Origin of the sequence: Fervidobacterium nodosum Rt17-B1 (assembly GCF_000017545.1) — a bacterium.
In the GTDB taxonomy this organism is placed as follows: Bacteria; Thermotogota; Thermotogae; order Thermotogales; family Fervidobacteriaceae; genus Fervidobacterium; species Fervidobacterium nodosum.
Genome location: NC_009718.1, coordinates 336,175 through 358,873 on the forward strand (window position 1 = coordinate 336,175; position 22,699 = coordinate 358,873).

24 protein-coding genes and 1 riboswitch are annotated in these 22,699 nt (G+C 34.6%); of the genes, 3 read left to right on the forward strand and 21 right to left on the reverse strand.

Translation table 11 applies throughout. The features are described 5' to 3' along the window. Positions 1 to 102: 102 nt before the first annotated feature. The 3 genes from FNOD_RS01590 to FNOD_RS01600 all read left to right on the forward strand — a co-directional run bounded on the left by FNOD_RS01590 (position 103) and on the right by FNOD_RS01600 (position 4,428). Positions 103 to 2,328, forward strand: a complete 2,226-nt coding sequence (locus FNOD_RS01590; RefSeq protein ID WP_011993497.1) for an ATP-dependent Clp protease ATP-binding subunit — start codon at positions 103 to 105, stop codon at positions 2,326 to 2,328. Between the two features lie 71 nt (positions 2,329 to 2,399). Then, positions 2,400 to 2,511: riboswitch (TPP riboswitch) on the forward strand. A gap of 78 nt (positions 2,512 to 2,589) precedes the next feature. Next, complete coding sequence (locus tag FNOD_RS01595) at positions 2,590 to 3,567, forward strand: thiamine ABC transporter substrate-binding protein (RefSeq protein WP_011993498.1); 978 nt, start codon at positions 2,590 to 2,592, stop codon at positions 3,565 to 3,567. Positions 3,568 to 3,717: 150 nt separating this feature from the next. Further along, complete coding sequence (locus FNOD_RS01600) at positions 3,718 to 4,428, forward strand: substrate-binding periplasmic protein (protein WP_011993499.1); 711 nt, start codon at positions 3,718 to 3,720, stop codon at positions 4,426 to 4,428. A 67-nt stretch (positions 4,429 to 4,495) separates the two neighbouring features. On the opposite strand, the gene FNOD_RS01605 is transcribed toward FNOD_RS01600, so the two are convergent. The 21 genes from FNOD_RS01605 to FNOD_RS01705 form a co-directional block, all read right to left on the reverse strand. Then, complete coding sequence (locus FNOD_RS01605; RefSeq protein WP_011993500.1) at positions 4,496 to 5,215, reverse strand: beta-ketoacyl-ACP reductase; 720 nt, start codon at positions 5,213 to 5,215, stop codon at positions 4,496 to 4,498. 26 nt (positions 5,216 to 5,241) lie between these two features. Continuing rightward, complete coding sequence (locus tag FNOD_RS01610; protein WP_011993501.1) at positions 5,242 to 6,444, reverse strand: acetyl-CoA C-acetyltransferase; 1,203 nt, start codon at positions 6,442 to 6,444, stop codon at positions 5,242 to 5,244. Positions 6,445 to 6,997: 553 nt separating this feature from the next. Next, complete coding sequence (locus FNOD_RS09645; RefSeq protein ID WP_011993230.1) at positions 6,998 to 7,948, reverse strand: DDE-type integrase/transposase/recombinase; 951 nt, start codon at positions 7,946 to 7,948, stop codon at positions 6,998 to 7,000. Between the two features lie 193 nt (positions 7,949 to 8,141). After that, on the reverse strand, positions 8,142 to 9,167 hold the full coding sequence (locus tag FNOD_RS01620; protein WP_011993502.1) for a polyprenyl synthetase family protein: 1,026 nt from the start codon (positions 9,165 to 9,167) through the stop codon (positions 8,142 to 8,144). Between the two features lie 210 nt (positions 9,168 to 9,377). Continuing rightward, on the reverse strand, positions 9,378 to 10,517 hold the full coding sequence (locus FNOD_RS01625; protein ID WP_011993503.1) for a PP2C family protein-serine/threonine phosphatase: 1,140 nt from the start codon (positions 10,515 to 10,517) through the stop codon (positions 9,378 to 9,380). Then, positions 10,504 to 12,156 (reverse strand): [Fe-Fe] hydrogenase large subunit C-terminal domain-containing protein, encoded by a 1,653-nt coding sequence (locus tag FNOD_RS01630; RefSeq protein WP_011993504.1) that lies wholly within the window; start codon positions 12,154 to 12,156, stop codon positions 10,504 to 10,506. The genes FNOD_RS01625 and FNOD_RS01630 overlap by 14 nt, the downstream gene beginning before the upstream one ends. After that, complete coding sequence (locus FNOD_RS01635) at positions 12,156 to 12,446, reverse strand: (2Fe-2S) ferredoxin domain-containing protein (RefSeq protein ID WP_011993505.1); 291 nt, start codon at positions 12,444 to 12,446, stop codon at positions 12,156 to 12,158. The genes FNOD_RS01630 and FNOD_RS01635 overlap by 1 nt, the downstream gene beginning before the upstream one ends. A gap of 152 nt (positions 12,447 to 12,598) precedes the next feature. Further along, positions 12,599 to 13,153: a ribosome hibernation promotion factor gene (locus FNOD_RS01640; protein ID WP_011993506.1), complete on the reverse strand. Its 555-nt coding sequence runs from the start codon at positions 13,151 to 13,153 to the stop codon at positions 12,599 to 12,601. 4 nt (positions 13,154 to 13,157) lie between these two features. Continuing rightward, a complete protein-coding gene (locus FNOD_RS01645; protein ID WP_011993507.1) occupies positions 13,158 to 13,640 on the reverse strand; it encodes a hypothetical protein in 483 nt (160 codons plus the stop codon). A gap of 25 nt (positions 13,641 to 13,665) precedes the next feature. After that, on the reverse strand, positions 13,666 to 14,499 hold the full coding sequence (locus FNOD_RS01650) for a DegV family protein (RefSeq protein WP_011993508.1): 834 nt from the start codon (positions 14,497 to 14,499) through the stop codon (positions 13,666 to 13,668). Beyond that, positions 14,492 to 15,349, reverse strand: a complete 858-nt coding sequence (locus tag FNOD_RS01655; protein WP_011993509.1) for a DegV family protein — start codon at positions 15,347 to 15,349, stop codon at positions 14,492 to 14,494. The genes FNOD_RS01650 and FNOD_RS01655 overlap by 8 nt, the downstream gene beginning before the upstream one ends. Positions 15,350 to 15,397: 48 nt before the next feature. Next, positions 15,398 to 15,706 (reverse strand): F0F1 ATP synthase subunit epsilon, encoded by a 309-nt coding sequence (locus FNOD_RS01660; protein WP_011993510.1) that lies wholly within the window; start codon positions 15,704 to 15,706, stop codon positions 15,398 to 15,400. An 88-nt stretch (positions 15,707 to 15,794) separates the two neighbouring features. Beyond that, entirely contained in the window at positions 15,795 to 17,213 is a 1,419-nt protein-coding gene (gene atpD / locus FNOD_RS01665) for a F0F1 ATP synthase subunit beta (RefSeq protein ID WP_011993511.1), read from the reverse strand. Positions 17,214 to 17,264: 51 nt separating this feature from the next. Continuing rightward, a complete protein-coding gene (gene atpG, locus FNOD_RS01670) occupies positions 17,265 to 18,089 on the reverse strand; it encodes an ATP synthase F1 subunit gamma (protein ID WP_011993512.1) in 825 nt (274 codons plus the stop codon). A gap of 6 nt (positions 18,090 to 18,095) precedes the next feature. Further along, positions 18,096 to 19,619 (reverse strand): F0F1 ATP synthase subunit alpha, encoded by a 1,524-nt coding sequence (gene atpA, locus FNOD_RS01675; RefSeq protein WP_011993513.1) that lies wholly within the window; start codon positions 19,617 to 19,619, stop codon positions 18,096 to 18,098. 4 nt (positions 19,620 to 19,623) lie between these two features. Then, positions 19,624 to 20,169, reverse strand: coding sequence for a F0F1 ATP synthase subunit delta (locus tag FNOD_RS01680; protein ID WP_011993514.1), 546 nt, complete (start codon positions 20,167 to 20,169; stop codon positions 19,624 to 19,626). Then, positions 20,166 to 20,651: a F0F1 ATP synthase subunit B gene (gene atpF / locus FNOD_RS01685; RefSeq protein WP_011993515.1), complete on the reverse strand. Its 486-nt coding sequence runs from the start codon at positions 20,649 to 20,651 to the stop codon at positions 20,166 to 20,168. The genes FNOD_RS01680 and atpF overlap by 4 nt, the downstream gene beginning before the upstream one ends. A gap of 10 nt (positions 20,652 to 20,661) precedes the next feature. Beyond that, positions 20,662 to 20,925 carry a F0F1 ATP synthase subunit C gene (locus tag FNOD_RS01690; protein ID WP_011993516.1) on the reverse strand — a complete coding sequence of 88 codons (264 nt, stop codon included), beginning with the start codon at positions 20,923 to 20,925 and terminating at the stop codon, positions 20,662 to 20,664. 56 nt (positions 20,926 to 20,981) lie between these two features. Further along, a complete protein-coding gene (gene atpB / locus FNOD_RS01695; protein ID WP_041257053.1) occupies positions 20,982 to 21,851 on the reverse strand; it encodes a F0F1 ATP synthase subunit A in 870 nt (289 codons plus the stop codon). 20 nt (positions 21,852 to 21,871) lie between these two features. Then, a complete protein-coding gene (locus FNOD_RS01700) occupies positions 21,872 to 22,432 on the reverse strand; it encodes a hypothetical protein (RefSeq protein ID WP_041256779.1) in 561 nt (186 codons plus the stop codon). Then, on the reverse strand, positions 22,383 to 22,673 hold the full coding sequence (locus tag FNOD_RS01705; RefSeq protein WP_011993519.1) for an AtpZ/AtpI family protein: 291 nt from the start codon (positions 22,671 to 22,673) through the stop codon (positions 22,383 to 22,385). The genes FNOD_RS01700 and FNOD_RS01705 overlap by 50 nt, the downstream gene beginning before the upstream one ends. Positions 22,674 to 22,699: the final 26 nt, after the last annotated feature.

Genomic DNA, 22,699 nt, shown 5'->3' on the forward strand with positions numbered 1-22,699 from the left:
TAACACAAAATTAAAAAATATCACTCTTGACATATAAGTGATAATATGGTAAAATTCAAAACGAAAGGAAAAAGAAAAAAATAGAAAAAAGGAGATGATTTTATGGTATTTAACATGGAGGACTTCACGGAAAATGCTCAAGAGATACTCCAGTCTGTTAACGACGTCTTAAATCGTTACAGACAAAACCAGTTGGCGCCTGAGCATATTTTGTTAACTATGCTTGAAAACACTAAAACCGCAGCTGTAGATATTCTTACTTTCCTCAATGTTGATACGGATGCGTTGAGAAGAGATGTTGAAAGGATTATTTCTTCAAAAGGTGGTTATTACTATTCTGGCAGCGGTGGTACAAACCAAATTTACATAACCCCAGATACAACAAAAGTTATTAACGAGGCAAAACGCGAAGCGAAAAGAATGGGAGATGAAAAGGTTGGTACAGACCACTTACTTTTAGCAATGGCTATTGTACCAGAGACAACAACTTATAGGTTATTGAGTAAATACGGGGTAACACAAGATGCGCTTTACAGTGCTATAAAACAATTAAGAATGCAAAGGACTTATTCTGAAGAAGAAAACATCGACATTCTTGCAAAGTTTACTGAAAACCTCACCGAAATGGCAAAAAACGGACAACTCATGCCTGTAGTTGGCCGTGAAAATGAAATCAACAGGATGATTGAGATACTTGGACGCAAGATTAAGAACAACCCCGTTCTGATAGGTGACCCAGGCGTTGGTAAAACAGCGATTGTTGAAGGGCTTGCGCAAAGGATTGTTAATAAGGACGTGCCAGAATTCTTGAAGAATAAAACAATACTTAAATTAGACCTTGCAAGATTGGTTGCTGGTACGAAATTCAGAGGGGAATTCGAGGAAAGACTAAAAAAACTTATAGACGTACTTAAGAAGAGAACAGACGTTATACTCTTTATCGACGAATTACACACAGTTGTTGGTGCTGGTGCCGCTGAGGGTGCACTTGATGCAGGTAACATTCTAAAACCAGAGCTTGCCCGTGGAACGTTAAGGGTTATCGGTGCGACTACAGTTGAAGAATACAGGAAACATATTGAAAAAGACAAAGCGTTAGCAAGAAGATTCCAAGTAATCTTTGTCCCAGAACCAAGTATAGAAGAAACCATCGAAATCTTGAAAGGTTTGAAGGCCAAATTTGAAGAATTCCACAACGTCTCTATAAGTGATAAGGCAATTGAGTTTGCGGCGAAGATGTCCGCAAGGTATATCACCGACAGATTTTTGCCAGACAAAGCAGTTGATCTTGTAGACGAAGCTGCGGCAAGAGCAAAAATTGATGGAAAGAAAGAAATAGTTGAAGAAGATATCGCAAGTGTTATTGAAAGATGGACGGGTATCCCCGTCGGTAAAATAATGGGTGATGAAAAGGAAAAGATAAAGAACCTTGAAAAGATAATACATGAAAAGTTTGTTGACCAAGAAGAAGCAGTGAAGATTGTTTCGAATGCAATCAAAATGTCCCGTGCAGGTATTAGAAATCCAAAAAGACCACTTGGTGTGTTCTTGTTCCTCGGACCAACCGGAGTTGGTAAGACAGAGCTTGCTAAGAGATTAGCGGATGTACTATTTGGTAGTGAAAAAGCGCTTATAAGAATCGATATGAGCGAATATATGGAAAAGCATTCAGTAGCCAGACTTATAGGTGCACCTCCGGGATACGTTGGTTATGAAGAAGGTGGTCAATTAACAGAGCAAGTTAGAAGAAGACCTTACAGTGTAGTGCTCTTTGACGAAATTGAAAAGGCGCACCCAGAAGTGTTCAATGTACTCTTACAGTTATTTGATGATGGAAGACTTACAGATGGTAAAGGGACGACAGTTGACTTTAGGAATACCATAATCATAATGACAAGTAACATTGGTTCAGATGTTATAATGCAAGACATTGAAGAGGGTTTCGAAGACTTGATACCAAGACATATAGAAGAAGAAATGAGGAAATACTTCCGCCCAGAGCTTATAAACAGAATAGATGCGGCTGTAGTCTTTAAGCCTCTTAAGAAAGAACACATCAAGGAGATAATCGAAATATACACAAAGGAATTAAACGAAAGACTCATCGATTCAGATAAAGATATAAAGGTTGTTCTTGATGAGAGTATGAGAGAATACCTTGCAACTGAGGGGTACGTTCCGTCAATGGGAGCAAGGCCTTTGAGAAGATTATTTGAGAATACTGTAGAATTTAAGCTTGCAGAACTCATAATTGATGAAAAAGTAAAAGAAGGCCAAACTGTAAAGTTTATTTGGGAAGAAGGAATATTAAAGTGGGAAATTTTATAAAAGAATCTTTTAAAGATACAATTTAATACTTGACACAGTCTAACAAAGGGTTATAATAGGATTGAATTTAATAATGCCTGGAGGGGAGCTCCAAAATGCGGGGCTGAGAGGAAGGAGTCAATCCTTCGACCCTTCGAACCTGATCCGGGTAATACCGGCGGAGGGACCAGGTGACTCAAAAATTTGAGTTCTGGAATAAGCAATTAAAAATCGTCCCTCCGAAAAAATGCGGAGGGACGATTTATTTTTGGAGGTGGGAGGATGAAAAAGTTCTTGGTTATTTCTCTACTTTTAGTTGTTTCTTTAGTGATTATTGCTGCAGAGCTTGTTATTTACACGTCCGATAGCTTTGCTGGAGGTATAGGAAAAGTTATAGCGCCGAAGTTCGAAAAGGTCTACAAATGCAAAGTTAAAATGATAAGTTTTGGTTCGATGGGAGATGTCTTAGCAAGAATTATCGCCGAAAAAAATTCACCTAAAGCTGATGTAGTGATAGGCTTAAATCCTCAACAGTTACAAAAGGCCATTAAGGAAGGTGTTCTTGAGAAATATAGACCAGTTAACTCAAAAAATATTGTTTATAAGTCTTTAGTTACAGATTATGGTACTGTTTACGATTACGGTGCACTTGCCATGATTTACAACGTAGAAAAGATTAAAAACCCACCACGTTCCTTTAAAGATTTACTCAAGCCTGAATATAAAGGTAAGATAGTACTTATCGATCCAAGAACATCAAGTACTGGCTTAACTTTTCTTATGTGGACTATCGCTGCATTCGGCGAAGATGATGCTATGGAATATTGGAAACAATTAAAAAATAATGTTTTAATGTTTACAAGTGGTTGGAGTGCAGCGTTTAAGATGATTGAAACAGGGGAAGCAGATATAATAGTAAGCTATGCCACAGATGGTGCTTACAGCATGTACAAGTACGGTTCAATAAAGTATATGCCCGTTATATTCGAAGAAGGAGCATACGTGCTTGAAGAGTATGCCTCAATTGTAAAGGGTGCAAAGAATCTCGCACTTGCAAGGACATTTTTAGAGTTTATACTAACACCAGATTTTCAAAAAGAAGTGCCTCTTAATCAATGGATGATGCCGGTTATAAATGTCGAGCTTCCCGAAGTTTTCAAATATGTACCAACATTTAAGAAAATTCTCAAAGTCAAGCCAGATGTCAACGACAGGATAGATGAAGTACTCAAAAAATGGGAAAAGGCTGTGATTGGCTAGAAGATGAATAAGTTTAGGTAATCATAATTAATGGGCTGCCTTTTGAATATCGCAGCCCATTTTTATTTAGTTTTATAAAATGATGAACAAACTTTAGATAGGTAAGGTCTAAAATAATAGGATTATAAAAATCGAAAGGAGGATTAAAATTTGAGAAAGTTAATCGTTATAATTGTTATATTATTAACATTTCTTAGTACTTTTTCTCAATTTTTAAAGGTGGGATTTTTGCTAGGCTCACCTTACGCGTTTTGGAAAGGTGAAAAGTTTGGTGGTATAGATTACGATATTCTTAAAAAGGTTGTCTCCGATATGGATTATCAGCTTGAAATATACATTCTCCCATTTACCGCTTTAAAACCTGAGATTTTGAATGTTCTTAATTTGGATATCGTGGCTGGTGGAATACATATGACCGAAGAACGCAAAAAAACATTTTCTTTTTCCATTCCGTATATTCAATCTGGACTCGCTATTGTTTTAAGAAATGGGTTGCAATGGAATGGCGATGTTGAAAAGATAACATTTGCTGTTAAAGAAAGTGCAACTGGTCAAAAAGTAATCCAGGATTGGCTGAAAGAGGGCAAAAAGGTTAAATACAAAACTTTTGTTTCGAACGAAGAAATACTTGCCAATTTGTTGACCAAAAAAATCGATGCGGCTTTTTTTGATTACGTTAATGCTCTGTACCTTTCAAGAATTTATGGATTTAGTATTTATAAAGATTTAATATACAAAATTGACATTGGCTATGTAATACTCAACAAATCTATCGAAAAAGAGTTTGACGAAAAACTAAAGAAAATTTTGGATACGTATGTAAAACAAGTTATAACAAGTTACGTTGGAACATGGAAATAATTTAAATAATTCGAATAAAAAGCGGTGGTCTTAAAATTAACCACCGCTTTTATTTTTAATTTTTTTGTTAGATTATCAACCCACCATCAACGCCAATTACTTGTCCCGTTACAAATGACGATTCATCAGAAGCAAGGAACAAATAAACGTAAGCGACTTCTATTGGTTCACCAAGTCTTTTCAGAGCAGCTTTTTCTGCCATAGCTGTTAATATTTTTTCAGGAACTTTTTCTGTCATCGGTGTTTTGATAAAACCTGGAGCGACCGCGTTAACTCTAATTTGTGCACCTTTTCTTGCGAATTCTTTTGCCCATGTCTTTGTCATACCTATTACACCGGCTTTTGTTGCCGAATAATTTGTTTGTCCTATGTTTCCATATACACCGACAACTGACGAAGTATTGATAATACTTCCCTTTCCAGCTTCCAACATGTATGGTACAACGGCTTGCGTCATATTGAATACACCTTTCAAGTTTACGTTAATTACCTTATCCCAATCTTCTTCTGTCATATTTTGAATGAGCGCGTCTCTTGTTATACCTGCGTTGTTGATAAGTACATCTATTTTTCCAAATTTTTCGACAACATCTTTTACAACTTCCGCTATTCTTGCCCTGTCGGTGACGTCGAGTTTGTAAAAGTGTATATTTGGATTATCGTAAGTTGCTTCACCAACATCGCAAGCTATTACAATTGCGCCTTCTTTTGCGAATAATTCTGCTGCTGTGCGACCTATACCACTACCTGCTCCCGTGATTATACAAACTTTTCCTGCTAGTCTCATAAATCTTTCCCCCTTCATTTAAAAATTTACTCGATATTTTCAACTATAACCGCTGTGCCCATTCCTCCACCGATACACAACGTTGCAAGACCGTATTTTAGATGTCTCTTCTTCATTTCGTAAAGCAGTGTAACAATTATTCTATTTCCACTTGCACCAATTGGATGTCCTAATGCTATACCACCACCGTTAACGTTCGTTCTTTCCAAAATCCATTCTTTCGAAACACCGAATAACTTTTCCCAACCTTTTATTACTGCCAAACTCTGCGCGGCGAATGCTTCATTAAGTTCTATAAGTTCGATATCTTGGAATGAAAGACCAGCTTTTTTAAGAACCTTTTCAGTTGCTGGTACTGGACCTATTCCCATTCTCATTGGATCAACACCTGCTTGCGCCCAAGCAACGACTCTACCAAGAGGTTTTCCACCTTTCGTTTCAACATAGCGTTCACTGGCAAGTACGATAGCACTTCCACCATCGTTAATACCACTCGCATTTCCAGCTGTAATAGTGCCATCAGGTTTGAACGCAGGTTTTAATTTTGCAAGTGATTCCAAAGTAACATCAAATCTTGGGTGTTCGTCTGTGTCGAAAATCTTTACACCCTTTTTATCTGGTATCTCAACTGGCACAATCTCATCTTTAAATTTTCCGTTTTCTATAGCCGCTTTTGCTTTCATTTGACTGTTATATGCAAACTCATCCTGCTCTTGTCTTGAAATCCCAAATTCCTCTGCCAGCTTTTCGGCGGTTAATCCCATATGGACTTTGTTAAATACATCGGTTAAACCATCTAAAATCATATGGTCTTGTAATTCTTGTGTACCAAATTTTAATCCAAACCTTGATTTGTAGCTCAGTAAGAAAGGAGCTTGTGACATACTTTCTATACCGCCAGCTAAAACAACATCTGCTTCACCAAGTTCGATATCTGTTGCGCCTATCATAGCTGCTTTCATACCACTACCACACAACATATTAACGGTGTAACCAGGTTTTTCAGCTGGTACACCTGCATAAATTGAAACCTGCCTACCTGGTCCCATGCCTTGGCCTGCTGTCAAAATACAACCAACGATTGTTTCATCTACTTCTTCCGGAGAAACATTTGCTTGATTCAAAGCCGCTTTCGCTGCTATAGTTCCAAGTTGTGTTGCAGGAATATCTTTTAATGAACCACCATAAGTACCTATCGCTGTCCTTTTTGCACCAAGAATGTAAACCACAACCACCACACCTCCTTATTTTATCAGTGAATCAATAAAACAATATAAATGAATCACCTTTCAGGTTAGCTATATATATATTAAACCATTTTTAGTATATCGATGTCAAAAATAGTATGAGCTAAAGAGATAAAACATAGACTCATTAGAAGGAGTTTTAAGATATTAAAGGGAATTTTCATATTCTTTTGGGTGTATATCTAAAAAATGGAAACAGGAAAATTTATTGATTAAACAAAAAAATTGGGGTATAATTTTAAATGTTCAGTTTTTAGATGTAAATTTAACCATTTATAAAAGTTTATTTAGCAACATAGACTCATTAGAAGGAGTTTTAAGATATTAAAGGGAATTTTCATATTCTTTTGGGTGTATATCTAAAAAATGGAAACAGGAAAATTTATTGATTAAACAAAAATTGTGGTATAATTTTAAATGTTCAGTTTTTAGATGTAAATTTAACCATTTATAAAAGTTTATTTAGCATATTTTTCTCGTTGTTAATATTTTTGTAGATATTGAGATTATAAAATTTTTAAATCTAAAGATAGTGTTAACTTGTAGTGATGAAAGAGTGTAATTGTGAAAGAATGCGATTGATATTGCCATTGTGCGTTTTCCAAAGATTCTTCACTACACAAAATCCTTGAATATATTTCGCTAAGTTCTTCGTATTCTTCAGCCCTCGCTTGAGTCGGAAAAAGTCTTTCAACAATGAAAACTTAGATTCACATTGATTGTTTTTACCGAGCGGTACCACTACGTGATTGATATTTCTGAACAACAGCTTTACTGCACTTTCATATGCACCAAGTCCATCAGTAATAAGTTCAATGTTTCTAGGTTTTGAATTACCAAAGAACTTCTCGAGCAATACTTTGACTTGTCCCATATCACGATACTTTGAGACATGCCAACAAAGAATTAAGTTAGTTTCGTGATCAACTAATAGCCAAACATAGTACTTTTGTTCTTTGAACACAAGAACAGTTTCATCAGCATGAACTGAGAAAACATTTTCGATGGTAAATGTTGGAAAAAGTACAGAGAATAAAGTACACAATTTAATAACCCATTTGTATATGGTGACATGAGATACTTTGATATTAAGAGAATGAGCAAGAGAGCGATAAGACATATTGTGTTTCATATACAAAACAAAAGCCTTTAAGACGAAAAAGATAGGGAAGCGGAAATATTTAAATTTCTCAGGAATAAGGGTGACTGGTTCGGGGAGGTTAAAAGGTACTCTATCTTTGGTACGACAAGCTCTACAACGGAAGACAACGAAAGAGCGACGGACTTTGTAAATTTGCATAGATTTACCACAAGAAGTGCATTTGGGATAAGGGAAAGGGAAGTTTTTGCGTTTTTGAGAATGGGAGAGTTTGAAAGAATGATGGCAGAGTTTGCAAAGGAATTGTTGGTTACCGTATTTGTCATGACCGTTTTTGTATAAGCTGGTGGAACCGCATTTTGGACAAGAGAGCGTTGAGTTGTTCATATCGGGATACCTCCTTTGTCGAGAGTTGGTTGGGGGGTGTCCCCTCTTTATAAGGATAATGCGGTTTTTGGAAAGTTTCAATACTTTTAGTTAACATTATCGTTCTGACGCTGGAGGGTTCTTATACTGAAGTGAATAATCTGCCAAAATTATCCCTCCTAAATTTTTTAGGCTAATTACAATAGTTAGAAAATTACAATGGAATACTTTTAATCTTAGAAATCAGTTGTCTTAATGAGCTTTTTGACTCTTCGTTCATAGTAAGTTGTTCTGTGTATTTAAGACTTGCTTCAATCAATGTATTTATTTTATCTTGTAAAACGGATACTGAATTTGTTTTTCTAATGAGTTCGTAAAGTTTCTCTATATCTGATTCGTTTTTTGGATTTTTAGAGATTAAATTTAAAAATATTTTTTTGTCATTTTCATCTAAGAGTTCGTAAGTTAATTTAATTACTGAGGTGAATTTCCCTTCGTGTAAGTCATTTAAAGTTTTTGCGTCCCCTCCAAAAATGCCTATTATATCATCTCTGTATTGGAATGCAATTCCCGCATTTTTCCCAACAATTAATATCTTTTCTTCTTCTTTTTCTATATTATTTTCAGAAAGATAGTATCCAAATAACATAGGATAAACGAAAGTATAATAAGCGGTTTTTAACTCGCTTATCTTTTCTGGAATATCTTCGTTTACGATTTTATCATCTATTCTGCCAGCGTATAAAATGTCCAGTAATTGTCCAAAGCCTGTGTTAACATAGCACTTAGAGAAATTTTTTACGATTTTTTTCAATGTACTTTCGCTTACTTTCAATTCAGATAGTATTCCAAATATGTAAAAAGCAACTATATCACCGACAACTATTGCTAAGTCGGTTCCTAACTTGCTTGAGTTGTATGATTTTTCATATGTTTTGTGCAAAGTTGGTTTCCCTCTTCTCAAATCAGCGTTATCGATTATATCATCGTGGACCAAAAGGAATGAATGCATAATTTCAATTGCCGCGGCAAATGTAATGGCATCGTCCATATTTTTCCCTTTGTATCCGTTGTAAGAGAGTAACAAAAGAAGTGGCCTTACTCTCTTTCCAGGTCTTAGAGTGAATTCATTGAAGTTTTCTATTAACTCTTTTAAGTTTTCTGGTGCAATTTTTTTAAGTTCTTCGCAAAGAGTTTCTATCTTTTCATCGATTTTTTGAATATAATGATTCAATTCCATATCATTTAAACACTCTCCATTTGGTATTTTTTAACAATTTCTTTGATGTTCTTTTTTAATTATATCACCTTATGAAGAAATTGCAAAGGAAACTCAAATCATAAAGAAGCTTACGAATTATAAATTCCAATTTGTGTTAACAAAAACAAACAGGCAATGGGTAACAGAAGCCATTGCCTGTTTTTAGAGTTTATTTAAACCGATTTTGAATTAGAAATATTCTATATTTACTATTTTTCCTTTCTTTTCTAATATCTGTGCCAAGTCATGTATTAATCTGAATTTGAGTGATATGTCATGTGAAAATAGAGGATTTTGGTGAGCAGGATTTATAGCGCGCCCAACCAAGAAAGTTATAACATCGGATTCTTCGAACATATCTATTAATTTTTGAGCTCCAACTCCCAATTGAGTTTCTTGAGATTCGTAATATCTGAAAACTTGAGAAAGAGTTATTATGCCTTCCGTTACAAGGTCTATTCCTTCCATATATCCTATTGGTGGTGAAATTTCAGAGATACTCGAAAAATCTATTTCTACTTTCCTTCCAAGAACTTTTTCAACAATTTGGCTTGTTGTTCCGCCACAGATAACTTTCTTACCTTCTGATTCAATTAATCTTTTTACAACAATCTCGTCTAACTCCTTCCTTTCTGGTGGACCAATCATTATTGTCAAATTCCTTCTCTCTCTGATTTTAATTACGCAAACTGTTGCATCATCACCTTTCGTTCCAGTATCAAGAGCTTCTGCGAGTCTTACAAGGTGTAAAGCAATGCTTTGCGGATCAACTTTGTGCTTTATCAAGTTAATCAATTCGAATTTTACATTCTCTAATCCGAACCCAAAAGGAAATCTTTTCGTTCCCATTCCAGCTTGAGTAATTCCATCGGTCATTAAAAATATGAAATCACCCGGCTGGACGCTAAATTGTGAACAATACACTTTTCTATTTTCTATCTCAATATGTTTTTTAGTAAGCTCTACCATCTCGTTTCCTCTGTATACCAAGACAACAGGAAAATCGTATTCGTATATGTCACATTCACCTGTTTCATGGTCAACATGGCAAGTTGCTAATGTTGCATAACTTATTCCACGTACTTTACACGTTGGAAGCGTCGAGATAATGGATTTGAAAACTTCTGAAATATGGACATTTTTAAATACCATAGTTGTTGCCATCGAAGCGGTGAGTGTGGATAGTATGCTTGCCTTTATGCCACTTCCGAGACCATCTGAAACACTAACAACTGTCTTTTTTTCGTCTCTTTTTATCTTTATCGTATCACCACAAACTTCTTCGCCTGCTTTGTTTTTTTGCGCATAATGTATCTCACACGTCAGCATTTTCTTCCCCCATGTACTTTTTAAATTCTAAAAAGTGGGCTTTTGTCTCAGCTATAGACTCACCGAGAATGCTTGCAATGTCTTGCGCGAGTTTCATTTGATTATTTAAAACTTCTTCTATCTTTTCTATCGTCTTACTTTTTAATTCATTCATTCGTTCTTTTTGGATTATTAACTCAGTTATGTCGACAAGTAATATAACGTTTCCACTATCTTCTGGTAAACTGAACGCTTTTGGATAGAAATAAAACTTTTTCCCATTTATATAAATCTCGTGGATTCTGTTTGGATCGTTGAATATTCTTTCGCAAATCTCAATGAGTCTTTCCTTTTCGTAATTTACAAATAACTTCTTAGCTGATTCGTTGATGTAAAGTAAATCGTTATCTTTGAATATCAATATACCATTGGGTGATTCATCGACAACTTTGTTGGAAACTGATGAAACTTTTTCAATAAGGTAAGCAAAACACATATCTTTTTCTGCCTTACCAAGATAAACAGCTTTTGCTTTCTCAACACAAGTGTCGTATCCACAACCGCTACAATTTAGTTCCTTCTCTGGAGAATCTTTTTCCATAGACTTCAGAATATTTTCTATCTTTTCTTTACTGATTTCTACCTTTTTAGATTTATTTATAAATTGTTTTTTTAAACTAAAATTATACTCCTTTAAATCTATATACTTAGGCTGAATAGATGTATTGTTAATTTGTTTGATTACACTATTTAATTTGAAGCGTTTTTCAAGAATATTAACATTTCTATCGGTTGCTGGACCATTTAGACATCCACCGTGACAAGCAGACATTTCTATAATTACTTTTTCATTTATATTTTCATTGAAGTGTTCAAGAAAATCGATAATGTTGTTTACGCCTTCTAAAATCAAATGATTATAAGTATTTTGTTGAGCTGAAAATAATATTCCACCGGATGTTGGATAAAAACGTGTTCTTTTTGGATAAGGGAAATCTGGTAACCTTTCTTTGCAATCATCAACAATTATTTCTCTTTTTTTTATAAATTTTTCAAGTTCTTCAAATGTTAGAACAACGTCGTAATAATTTTCAAGTTCTTCTTTTTTTGCTATACACGGTCCGACAAAAAGCTTTGGAAGGTCGCCAAAAAGTTGGTTTAAAAACTGAGAATGTGCAATTGCAGGTGATACAATCGGCATCATGTACGGTATCAAATGCGGATAGTGTTTTTCTATTAGATTTACAATTACCGGGCAAGATGTTGTAATCAACGAGTGATTAGAATTTTCGTATATTCTAATATATTCTTCCGTAACAAACTCTGCACCGACAGCTGTTTCGGAGATGTAAACGGCGCCCAGTGACTTTAGAATAGATAAAATCTTTAATGGAGCATCCTCATTTCCATAAAATGACGGTGCGATAGAAACAATGAAAGGTTTATTTATTAAAGATTCAAATTTTGTTATATCATCACGGTAATTTTTTGCGTTCTGTGGACATACATTAACACATGTTCCACACAAAATACATTCATCTTCTATGACGAAAGATACATCATTTTGAAAACTTATCGCTTTTACAGGACAATTTCTAAGACATTTGTAACAGTATTTACAATTGGCACGATTTGAAATAATATATAGACTTTCCTTCACTATTTATCACCTTCGTTTATGAATTTATTTCTTAGATATTCATATACAACTTCTATGTTTTCACAATTAATATTTGATAATAGTTTATCATCAATTAGTATATTTACCCCATTTACACACATCCCGAGGCATAGTGAACCCTTGAGTTCAACTGAGTTTTCTAATTTATTTTTTTCGATAAATTCTTTGAGTCTTTCTGCTATTGAGTACGAACCTTTTAAATGGCATGAACTACCAAAACATATACTAACTACGAATTTTTCGTTTTTTAAATCTTTTTCACTTTCCATATGCTCTCCCATCTCCAAAAATTTTTGATTTGTTTCGTTAATTATTTCACGATAATTCCAGTTCTATGATAATACCTTGGATAAAAAAAGTCAAGTGCCCCAAATCGGGGCACTTGTGATTTATAGAAATTTATTTTTATTTTTTAGCGTTTTTAGTCTTGGAACTCTATTAATCCGTACTTACCATTTTTCCTGTATAATAGATTGATTTCACCTGTATCTACGTTTCTAAAAACAAAGAAAGCGTGATTCATAACATCCATTTGGGCAAGTGCTTCTTCAAGAGAGATATTTGCTAAAAATACTCTTTTTACTGTGTCTATCTTTTCTTCTTCCTCTTCTGAGAGGTCTCTTGGTGTTAGTTCTTCAGCAATTACTTCAATTGCACTTTTTACATTTGATTTGTGGTGAGATTTGTAATATTCTCTTTCTTTTTTTACCGATTTTTCAAAACTGTCCGATGCACTGTCAATAACACCGTAAATATCATTTGCCTTCTCTTGAACAACAATATCTTTTCCGTTAAAATGTGTTTTAAGTAAGAGAGTATAATATGGACCATCTTTGTCAAAACGCGCTTCGATGTTGATGTTTGCTTTGTCTTTAAAAGAGCTGAGCACTCTCTTTACTTTTTCTAACTTTTCTTCAAGATAAGAAACAACAGCATCTGAAAGTTCGATACCTTTGGAAAAAGTCTTAATCTCCATATAATCACCTCCGAGCGATTTCCTCGTTTAGCTCCGTCACAAGCTCCATTGTGTAGAAAGACAAAGTGATAAGGAAATAACTTACTACTTTTGATATCACTAATTTCTCATCCGATAAAACAAATTTTTTCGCTGTCAAAATAAGAGAAATCAAAAGAGCTGTCGAAATCAAAAATAGAAATGGTATGAAATAACCAATAAAGGTAAAAATGAGCATAAATATCATGTAAAGGTTTGATAATGCACGAAGTTTTTCATCATCGACGTTAAACCATTTGCTTATTACTATGGTAAGTCCTATTATTCCAATGAAGAATGCAGTGTTTGCAATGCCTATGAATACCTTGACGGCAACGTGATCTATAAAGAAAAATGCGTTTGAAATTATAGACATGATAAACCCAATCGAAAACAACAAAGAAGAGAATATTATGAAATCCTTTGAAGATTTTTCTTCGACGATACTGTTTAAGTAGTCTTTTATCATCACCGAACCTCCCCATATAGTAATTTTATATATTAAAATTTTCCCCAATTACAAATCCAAATACTTCAGGGCCAACGTGAGCGGCAATAGCAGGACCTATCCTGGCTATTGAATGGACGTGGAAGCCATCCAAAAGCTTATCAAAATATGGTTTCATTGTACTAACACCTAAACCTCCAATTACAATAGGATTGTTTATATTTCGAGCAAAATTTTGAGCAATTTCTCTCATCTTTGAAACACAGCCATCTAATGTACGTGATGTGTCAATAGAAAATGTGTAACCTTCTTCGTCAGTAGATAAAATAGGTTTGATTTTCAATAATCTCCCAATTAATGCCTTGGCTTTACCGATTCTACCACCACGTTCTAAGTACTCGAGTGATGAGACAGTGAAAACTAAAAGGCTTTTTCTCACAAACTCATCTACTAATTCCTGAGTAACTTTTATACCATTTTCAACTGCATTTATAACTCTGTAGAGAATATAAGTTGTTTTAACACTTCCACTCTTTGAATCAAATACGTGAATATTTTTTAAATTCTCGTTTTTTACTATAGAGCTTATAGTATCGTAGGTACCACTTAATTTTGATGAGATTGTTACAACATAAACGTCATCGTACTCTTTTGAATACTTTAAAAGTTTTTCACGCATTTCTTCGGTTTTAGGTTGAGATGTAGCGATTTTTGCACCAGAAAGACAATGTTTATAAAATTCTTCATCAGTTATAGTAATTTTGTCTATATATTCTTTATCGTTTACATATACTCTTAGTGGAAATTTGTCTGTTGGAACATCAAATTTTAAATCATTTTGAAAGTCAGCAGAACTGTCGAAAATGTAAATGTTATTCATAATTAACCCCCTTGGCAATTAAAATACCAAAACCGTGTAAACCAACGTGTACCATAATCGCAGGTCCGATTTCTAAAAACACAGGTTTTATATTAAAGTGATTAGAGATTTCATACACATATTGCTTGTAATCATCTGAACCAACAGCAGCATAAAGTACATAATTTTCTTGTCCTTCAGATTTATTCTTTTCAATAAAACTTTCAAATTTATTTATCATTAAATCAGTCAATTTTTTTGTACTCAGTGATTTACCGACTAATTCAACTTCGCCCGTACGTGCCACTGTTAGTATTGGTTTTATGTGTATCATTTGTCCTATAATTGAACTAATTTTTCCAATTCTTCCGCTTTTATTGAGTCGCTTTAAATCAAAGACCGAAATTAAGAACAAAGAATCATCTCTATAAGATATTATATCATTTTCTTCCAATATTTTACCATTCAAAATATCTGTAATCATTCGTTCAAAAATGTAAGTATTTTGAATACTAACCGTTTTCGAGTCGAAAACAATAATATTTTCGTATTTGCTCGCTATTGTGTTGAATAAATTATAAGTTCCACTCAAAAGCGAAGAAACTGATAGAACATAAACATACTGGTATTTGTTTGATAATTTTTCGAAAGTTTCTTCTACTTTGGTTATCAATGGAAGAGATGTTTCTAACTTTTTTTCTTCTTTAAGTGCTTCTATTATCTTTTCTGATACTTCTTCACTGTCTTCGTATTCTTTATCATCAATATACACTCTGACGGGTATTGTAATCACTTCTACTTTATCTTCAATCTTCTTTAAGAATTCTTTTCTTAATTTTGTTGTACTGTCGACAACAACGGCATATTTCAAATTAAATTACACCTCCAAAGCTTTTATCTCAATTTTCCAAGCAGAACTTTAATCTGCTTTACCGCTGCTTATACCATCACCAAGATACTTGTGTGGATCAAATTCTTCAGGCTTCCCGACTTCTTCAGTAAGTATAGTAACGTTGCTATTTCCATCACAATGGATGAAACCATCTACTACCCTATATTTTTCTTCTCCATCTTCTGTTTTTATTCTAACGTCTGTTACAGCCAATTTAGCAATTAATGGAGCCCTTTTATCAAGAACACCCATTTCCCCCTCAACTGTTTTGAAAACAAGAATTTTTGCGTTACTAAATTCCATAATTTTGTATGGTGTCACAATTTTTATTTTCATAAAGCAACACTCCTATCTTTTGTATTTCATCTTTCATCATAATAACAAGGAACCGGCAGCCAACAATGACTGCCGAATATTTAATGCTTTATATTACAACCGCCTGGGTTAATTTCTTTGCTTTTTCAACGGCTTCATCTATCGTACCAACCATGTAGAATGCGGCTTCTGGAAGGTCATCGTATCTACCTTCAAGAATTTCTTTGAATCCTCTTATCGTTTCTTTAATAGGAACGTATACACCGGGCATTCCAGTAAATCTTTCAGCAACGTGCGTTGGTTGTGTCAAGAATCTTTGAATTTTCCTTGCTCTTTGAACAATTAATTTATCTTCTTCAGAGAGTTCTTCCATACCAAGGATCGCAATGATGTCCTGTAAGTCTTTATACCTTTGTAGGACCTCTTGAACACCACGCGCAACTTCATAATGTTCCTTACCAACTATATTTGGATCGAGTATTTTTGATGTGGAATCCAGAGGGTCAACTGCAGGATACAAACCAAGTGCAGCCAACTGCCTTGAAAGAACTATTGTTGCATCAAGGTGTGTAAATGTTGTTGCAGGAGCTGGGTCAGTTATATCATCAGCAGGTACGTAAATTGCCTGAACTGAAGTTATAGATCCGCGCTTGGTTGAAGTAATTCTTTCTTGAAGTTCGCCCATATCAGTTGCAAGTGTTGGTTGGTAACCAACCGCTGAAGGCATTCTACCAAGCAATGCAGAAACTTCACTACCTGCTTGTACAAATCTAAAAATGTTATCTATAAATAATAGGACATCTCTACCTTCAACATCTCTAAAATATTCAGCGACGGTAAGTGCGGTGAGTGCTACTCTAAACCTTGCTCCCGGTGGTTCATTCATCTGGCCAAAAACTAGAACCGTATTATTTAAAACACCAGCTTCTTGCATTTCAAGGTATAAGTCGTTACCTTCCCTTGTACGTTCTCCAACTCCTGCAAACATTGAGAAACCTTTGTGCTCGATTGCGATATTTCTAATCATTTCCATAACAAGAACGGTTTTACCAACACCAGCACCACCAAAGAAACCTATCTTACCACCTTTTGGGAATGGAGCAAGTAAATCTATGACTTTCAGACCAGTTTCAAGAATTTCAATTTCTGTTTTTTGTTCAGCCATAGATGGTGCAGGTCTATGGATAGGCCAGTATTCTACATCTTTTAATTCTCCATTTTCATCGATGGGTTCGCCTATAACATTAATCATTCTTCCAAGGATTCCGCGACCAACTGGAGCTTTTATAGGTTCTCCTGTGTTTTCAACTTCCATTCCACGAATGAGCCCATCAGTACTATCCATAGCAACTGTTCTTACCGTATTATCACCAATCAACTGTTCAACTTCAAGTATAAGTTTTTTGCCTGTTTGAGGATTATTTACAACAAGCGCGTCGTATATGTCAGGTAACTCACCTTCTGAAAATTTCACATCTACGACAGGACCAATTATTCTCACAATCTTTCCAATAGATTTTTTGGACACACGTATCACTCCTCCTGATTCGTGGCTTGTATACCACTCCATCACTCTCAATTAATCTTCTTTGAGTGCGTCTGCTCCAGTTACTATTTCTATGAGTTCTTGAGTAATAGACGCTTGTCTCGCTTTGTTATATTCTATCGTTAGAAGTCTAACAACTTCTTCTGCATTTTCTGTCGCATTTCTCATTGCGTTTTGCCTTGCGTATAGCTCACTTATCTTAGTCTCAAATGCTAAAGAGAACAATACTGATGCAGCGTAGAATTCTATAAGCTTAATTTGAAATTCATCTTCAAGTGGTTCAAATTCGTACCTATCACCTTTTTTTTCATTCTCCTGAGTAAATGGAACAAGTTGAAAAACATCAGGAATTTGTGCAAGCTTACTTCTAAACTTTCCGTAAATTACCTTTACTTTTGAGACATTATTTAAAACTAAATCACTAATTAGCGTTTGTGCGAATTCAAATGTTGGTACCTCGTAAGCATGCTCGTATATACGTTGAATTTTTTCATGCTTCTTAAATATAGGAGCAAGTTTTGTACCAACTACGTATATGTAGTCAAAGTTTTCTTTTTTATCCAAGCTTAAAGCTTTCTTAGCAATTTCCGATGGGAAAGAACCACAAAGTCCCATATCTGTACCAATTACAACAAGTGCACTTTTACCTTCGCCATTAATGAATGGATGCTTAACATCAAAATGAACTTTCTCAACTATGTTTTTTGTTTCGTTGAGAAACTCACGAGCCATCTTCAACCTTTTTTCAACTTTTTTTATTTGAGCGGTTGAAACCATTTCCATTGCTTTTGTTATTTTCTTTAAAGATTGCGTGGCATTTATGCGTCTTTTGATTTGTAATAGTTTACCACGACTCATTATTTATCACTTCCCATAGAGTTTAACAAATTCTTCTTTGAACTCCTTTATTACTGCGTGTAATTTTGTTTCGTTTTCTTTTGAAAGTTGTTTTGTTGTTCGTATTTCATCTAAAAGACTGGAATATTTTTCTTTTACAAATTTCAATAGCCCTTCTTCAAAAGCCTTAACTGCATTGATTGGTAAATCATCAAGGTATCCATTTATACCAGCAAATAGTACTACTACTTGATCTTCTACTTCCATAGGACTGTACTGTGGTTGTTTCATTAATTCCATTAGTCTTTGTCCACGTGTAATTTGTGCTTGCGTGGCTGGATCAAGTTCAGTTGCAAATTGTGCGAACGTTTCGAGTTCTTGGAATTGTGCTAAGTCGAGTTTTAAAGAACCAGCAACTTGTTTCATTGCTTTTATTTGTGCTGCACCACCGACACGTGAGACAGAGAGACCGATATTAACTGCTGGACGTTGACCAGCGTAGAATAAACCTGGTTCAAGATATATTTGCCCATCGGTAATAGAAATAACATTTGTAGGAATATATGCAGATATATCGTTTGCTTGCGTTTCTATAATTGGCAGAGCGGTTAACGAACCCCCACCGTATTTTTCATTTAATCGGGCTGCCCTTTCAAGAAGTCTAGAGTGTAGGTAAAAGACATCGCCAGGGTAAGCTTCCCTTCCCGGTGGTCTTCTAAGGAGCAGAGAAATTTGTCTATATGCGACCGCATGTTTGGAGAGGTCATCGTATACAACTAATGCATCTTTTCCGTTGAACATGAAATACTCGCCCATGGCACATCCAGCATATGGAGCTATGTATTGTAATGTTGCTGGATCAGATGACGCGGCAACAACAACAGTAGTGTATTCCATTGCGCCAGTTTGTCTAAGTTTTTCAACGATTCTTGCTACGGCGGATGCCTTCTGACCGATTGCAACATAAATACAATAGACACCCTTACCTTTTTGGTTTATTATAGTGTCGATAGCTATAGCTGTTTTACCTGTCTGTCTGTCACCTATAATTAACTCTCTTTGTCCTCGTCCAATTGGAATAAGTGAATCAACAACCTTTAAACCAGTTTGTAGAGGAGTATCTACAGGTTTTCTGAAAATAACACCAGGTGCTTTGAATTCTATAGGTCTTGTTTCTTTATATTCTACTGGTCCAAGTCCATCTAAAGGTTCACCAAGAGGATTAACAACGCGGCCGAGTAAACCTTCGCCAACTGGAACTTCCATTATTCTGTTTAAACGTCTAACCGTGTGTCCTTCTTTTATATCTTTATAATCACCGAGTATAATTATACCGACGTTGTCTTCTTCTAAGTTAAATGCAAGTCCTTTCGTGCCTGTCTCGACGAATTCAACCATTTCATTCGCCATTACATTGTTTAAACCGTATACCCTTGCTATACCATCACCAACTTGTATAACCTTTCCTGTATCTTCCAGTCTTATTTCTTCTTTGTAATCAGATATTTTTGTTTCTAAAACTCTTACGATTTCTCCAGGGTTTAATCTCAAGGTATCACCCCTCTCTATTTAGAATGTTCCTTGCGATATTTTGAAGTCTTCCCTTAACTGTTACATCAAGTGTCTTACCGGCGAACTCCACAACAACACCAGCTATTAAACTATCATCCACCGTTACATTAAATACTGGTTTTCTGTTTGTGTATTTTTCAACAAATTTTGAAAGAATTTCTTCTTCCTCTTTTGAAAGTTCCATGGCCGAGGTAACATTAACTGGTATAAGTCCTTTATCTTCAAGAATAGTATAGTCAAAGAAAGAAATTATTTGATTAATATACTTTAGTCTTTTATTTACGATGAGTAAGTTAATAAACTTACGAAAAATTTCGTCGTATTCGATTTTCAACTCTTTCATGATATTCAAAACAAATTGAACACGATTTTCAGGTTTAATCGCTTGGTTGTTTAGATATACTGATGCTAAGTTATAAATATCTCCAAGAATGTTTAGGAGTTCTTTGTAAGTCTCAGTTTTTCCGTTGGTTTTAGATATGTTGTACAAAGCCAACGCATATTTGCTCGCAATTGCCGAGTACATCATTTTTCATACTCCTTTATAACCTTAGCAAGATATTCTCTCTTTGCTTTTTCATCAAGTGTGCCTTTGAGCACTTTCATTGCAAGATTAATAGCAAGTTCCGTAGCAATTGTCTGTACTTGCGCGAGCGCTTCTTGTTTTTGCTTTTCGATTTCTAAGTAAGCGTTTTGTAAAATTTTCTCAGCTTCTTTTTGGGCTTTTTGTTTGGCTTCTTCAACTATCTTTTCAGATTCTGAGTTTGCAGAAGCGATTATTTGTTCAGCTCTTATACGAGCATTTTTTAGCTCTTCTTCGGCATTTTTCTTTATTTCTTCAGCTTGCTTCCTAAGTTTTTCAGCTTCTACAATTTCTCCTTCAATTTTCTCTTTCCTCTTTTCCATCATTCCCAGGAAAGGCTTATAAAGAAGCTTATTAAGAATCCATAGTAAAAATAGAAAATTTAATAATTGTACTACAGCAGTTAAGTTAATTTCAAAAAAGTCCATATACCTCGCCTCACAAAGCGAATAGTATCAAAAAGGTAATAAGCAATGAGTAAATACCTGTTGTTTCAGCGATAGCGTCTGCAAGCAACATCCTTGTAACAATAACGTTTGTAAGTTCTGGTTGCCTTGCGATAGCATCCATTGCGTGTCCACCAACGTGACCTTCACCTACACCAGGACCAATTGCACCAAGTCCCATACAAAGTCCTGCTCCAATAGCTTTACCAGCAGTGATAATAGCATCCGCAATAATCTTTACACTTTCTTGATCCATCGTAAATACCTCCCTCTTTAAGTGTAATTGTTAAGTGTAATTATAATGTTTTAAATTTAAGATACTTGAGAAGATATATATGCAACAGTCAACGTTGAGAAAACAAACGCTTGAATCAGTCCCGAGAATATTCCAAAGTATCCCCATAAAAATGGTGGTAGGAATAAGTATTTTACAAAGTAGCTTAGTGTTAAAACAAGTATTCCCCCACCTGTTATATTTCCAAACAAACGTAAAGAATGTGAAACCGGTTTTGCAAGTTCTCCAATTATGTTCATTGGTAAAAGAAATGGTACTGGTTCAAGAAAACCTTTGAACCACTCTTTTATACCTTTTGACTTTATTCCAAAATATTGGCTAATTACAAATACCATTACAGCGTATGTTAGATTTGTATTAAGATCTGATGTTGGAGGGATCCAAGTGTCACTAAATAAGACGAATTTAACATTTCTTATTACTTCTCCACCATCTGTAATTGTTTTGGATACATCGACTGAGATACCTGGTATAAAACCACCTATCAAGTTCGAAACGGCTATGTATATAAAAAGTGTTGTAGCAATTTTAAAAGTTATATTTGCGTACTTTTCATCAGGAATACTACTCTGTACAATATCGTAAATAAATTCCATTATCGACTCAGCAAATGATTGCTTCTTTGTAGGAACAATGGAATAGTCCTTGTTAACTTGCTTTGCGAACCAAATGATAATTCCGATAATTACAAATGACATGAAAATTGTCATAGGATTTATTCTTTGATACCATGCATCCGTTGAAGGACCTACAATCCATCTATTTGCAACGTTTTTAAGGGCATCACCTGGAGTAGGCGGAAGTCCACCCAATTTTATGTTAAGCATTCCAACAGTTACATATACAACCAAAAAAATCAGCAATTGAACTTTAGCTTTTGTGCTCATTTTCCTTTTTTTTGTCAATTTTACCACCTCCAAGAGAACAAATAGATAACCATTTTTAAATTAATCATTCCTATGAAAGTACCTATTATTCCCCACATAGGCTCTTTTGTTATAAGAGTGGATAAAAGAAAGAGCGAAGCATAAAATATGTATCTTAAACCATACATTTTTGGAATTTTAAATGAACCTAAAGTTATTATATCATAATTCTCGTAACTTTTTGCAATAAACAAAAGTCCGAGCAATGAACCTATAGTCCCAAAGAAAAGCCCAATTATTGCGCTCCAAAGACCAAATATTATGAATAATGTTAACTCAACTATTATAAAAGGTATAGAATACTTTATTATGTTTTTTAATATTCCCTTTAATGTTTTACGTAAATTTTCATCAAATTTTATATCTGTGATGAGATAATTTGTTTCAATATTATTGTTATTATTTTCGTTTACTTCATTATCATTATCCTGAGCCAATTTTAGTAATTCTTGATAAGCTTTTGACTTTTTGACTCTTAGTGGTACTTTTTCATTACTTTTCATCATTTTTTGATTTTTGTTCTCTTTGTTCTTCTTTTTCATATTTTTCAACTTCTTTCAGTATATACTTTATACCATTGTAGATACCTGAAGCTAAACCTAAGAATACAAATATTATCAGAAAAATTTTACCCGTACCAAACATATTATCTAAGAACATCCCTATTATAATACTAACTAATATGTTCGCGATAATCGTAAATCCAAAGCCTGTGACTATATTCATTTTTGATATTTCTTTTCCTATGTTAACACCCACGTCGTTACTTTTTTTCTTTGTCATCAAACTCACCTAAACAAGTGTTTAAT

Excerpts from the sequence above, each read along its gene's own strand:
- FNOD_RS01640 (WP_011993506.1), bottom strand. The coding sequence starts at position 13,153 with ATGGAGATTAAGACTTTTTCCAAAGGTATCGAACTTTCAGATGCTGTT.
- atpF (WP_011993515.1), bottom strand. The coding sequence starts at position 20,651 with ATGGACTTTTTTGAAATTAACTTAACTGCTGTAGTACAATTATTAAAT.
- atpG (WP_011993512.1), bottom strand. The coding sequence starts at position 18,089 with ATGAGTCGTGGTAAACTATTACAAATCAAAAGACGCATAAATGCCACG.
- FNOD_RS09645 (WP_011993230.1), bottom strand. The coding sequence starts at position 7,948 with ATGAACAACTCAACGCTCTCTTGTCCAAAATGCGGTTCCACCAGCTTA.
- FNOD_RS01660 (WP_011993510.1), bottom strand. The coding sequence starts at position 15,706 with ATGAAAATAAAAATTGTGACACCATACAAAATTATGGAATTTAGTAAC.
- FNOD_RS01645 (WP_011993507.1), bottom strand. The coding sequence starts at position 13,640 with ATGATAAAAGACTACTTAAACAGTATCGTCGAAGAAAAATCTTCAAAG.
- atpB (WP_041257053.1), bottom strand. The coding sequence starts at position 21,851 with ATGAGCACAAAAGCTAAAGTTCAATTGCTGATTTTTTTGGTTGTATAT.
- FNOD_RS01590 (WP_011993497.1), top strand. The coding sequence starts at position 103 with ATGGTATTTAACATGGAGGACTTCACGGAAAATGCTCAAGAGATACTC.
- FNOD_RS01690 (WP_011993516.1), bottom strand. The coding sequence starts at position 20,925 with ATGGATCAAGAAAGTGTAAAGATTATTGCGGATGCTATTATCACTGCT.
- FNOD_RS01595 (WP_011993498.1), top strand. The coding sequence starts at position 2,590 with ATGAAAAAGTTCTTGGTTATTTCTCTACTTTTAGTTGTTTCTTTAGTG.
- FNOD_RS01605 (WP_011993500.1), bottom strand. The coding sequence starts at position 5,215 with ATGAGACTAGCAGGAAAAGTTTGTATAATCACGGGAGCAGGTAGTGGT.
- FNOD_RS01635 (WP_011993505.1), bottom strand. The coding sequence starts at position 12,446 with ATGGAAAGTGAAAAAGATTTAAAAAACGAAAAATTCGTAGTTAGTATA.
- FNOD_RS01625 (WP_011993503.1), bottom strand. The coding sequence starts at position 10,517 with ATGCTGACGTGTGAGATACATTATGCGCAAAAAAACAAAGCAGGCGAA.
- FNOD_RS01705 (WP_011993519.1), bottom strand. The coding sequence starts at position 22,673 with ATGACAAAGAAAAAAAGTAACGACGTGGGTGTTAACATAGGAAAAGAA.
- FNOD_RS01650 (WP_011993508.1), bottom strand. The coding sequence starts at position 14,499 with ATGAATAACATTTACATTTTCGACAGTTCTGCTGACTTTCAAAATGAT.
- FNOD_RS01620 (WP_011993502.1), bottom strand. The coding sequence starts at position 9,167 with ATGGAATTGAATCATTATATTCAAAAAATCGATGAAAAGATAGAAACT.
- FNOD_RS01680 (WP_011993514.1), bottom strand. The coding sequence starts at position 20,169 with ATGATGTACTCGGCAATTGCGAGCAAATATGCGTTGGCTTTGTACAAC.
- FNOD_RS01700 (WP_041256779.1), bottom strand. The coding sequence starts at position 22,432 with ATGAAAAAGAAGAACAAAGAGAACAAAAATCAAAAAATGATGAAAAGT.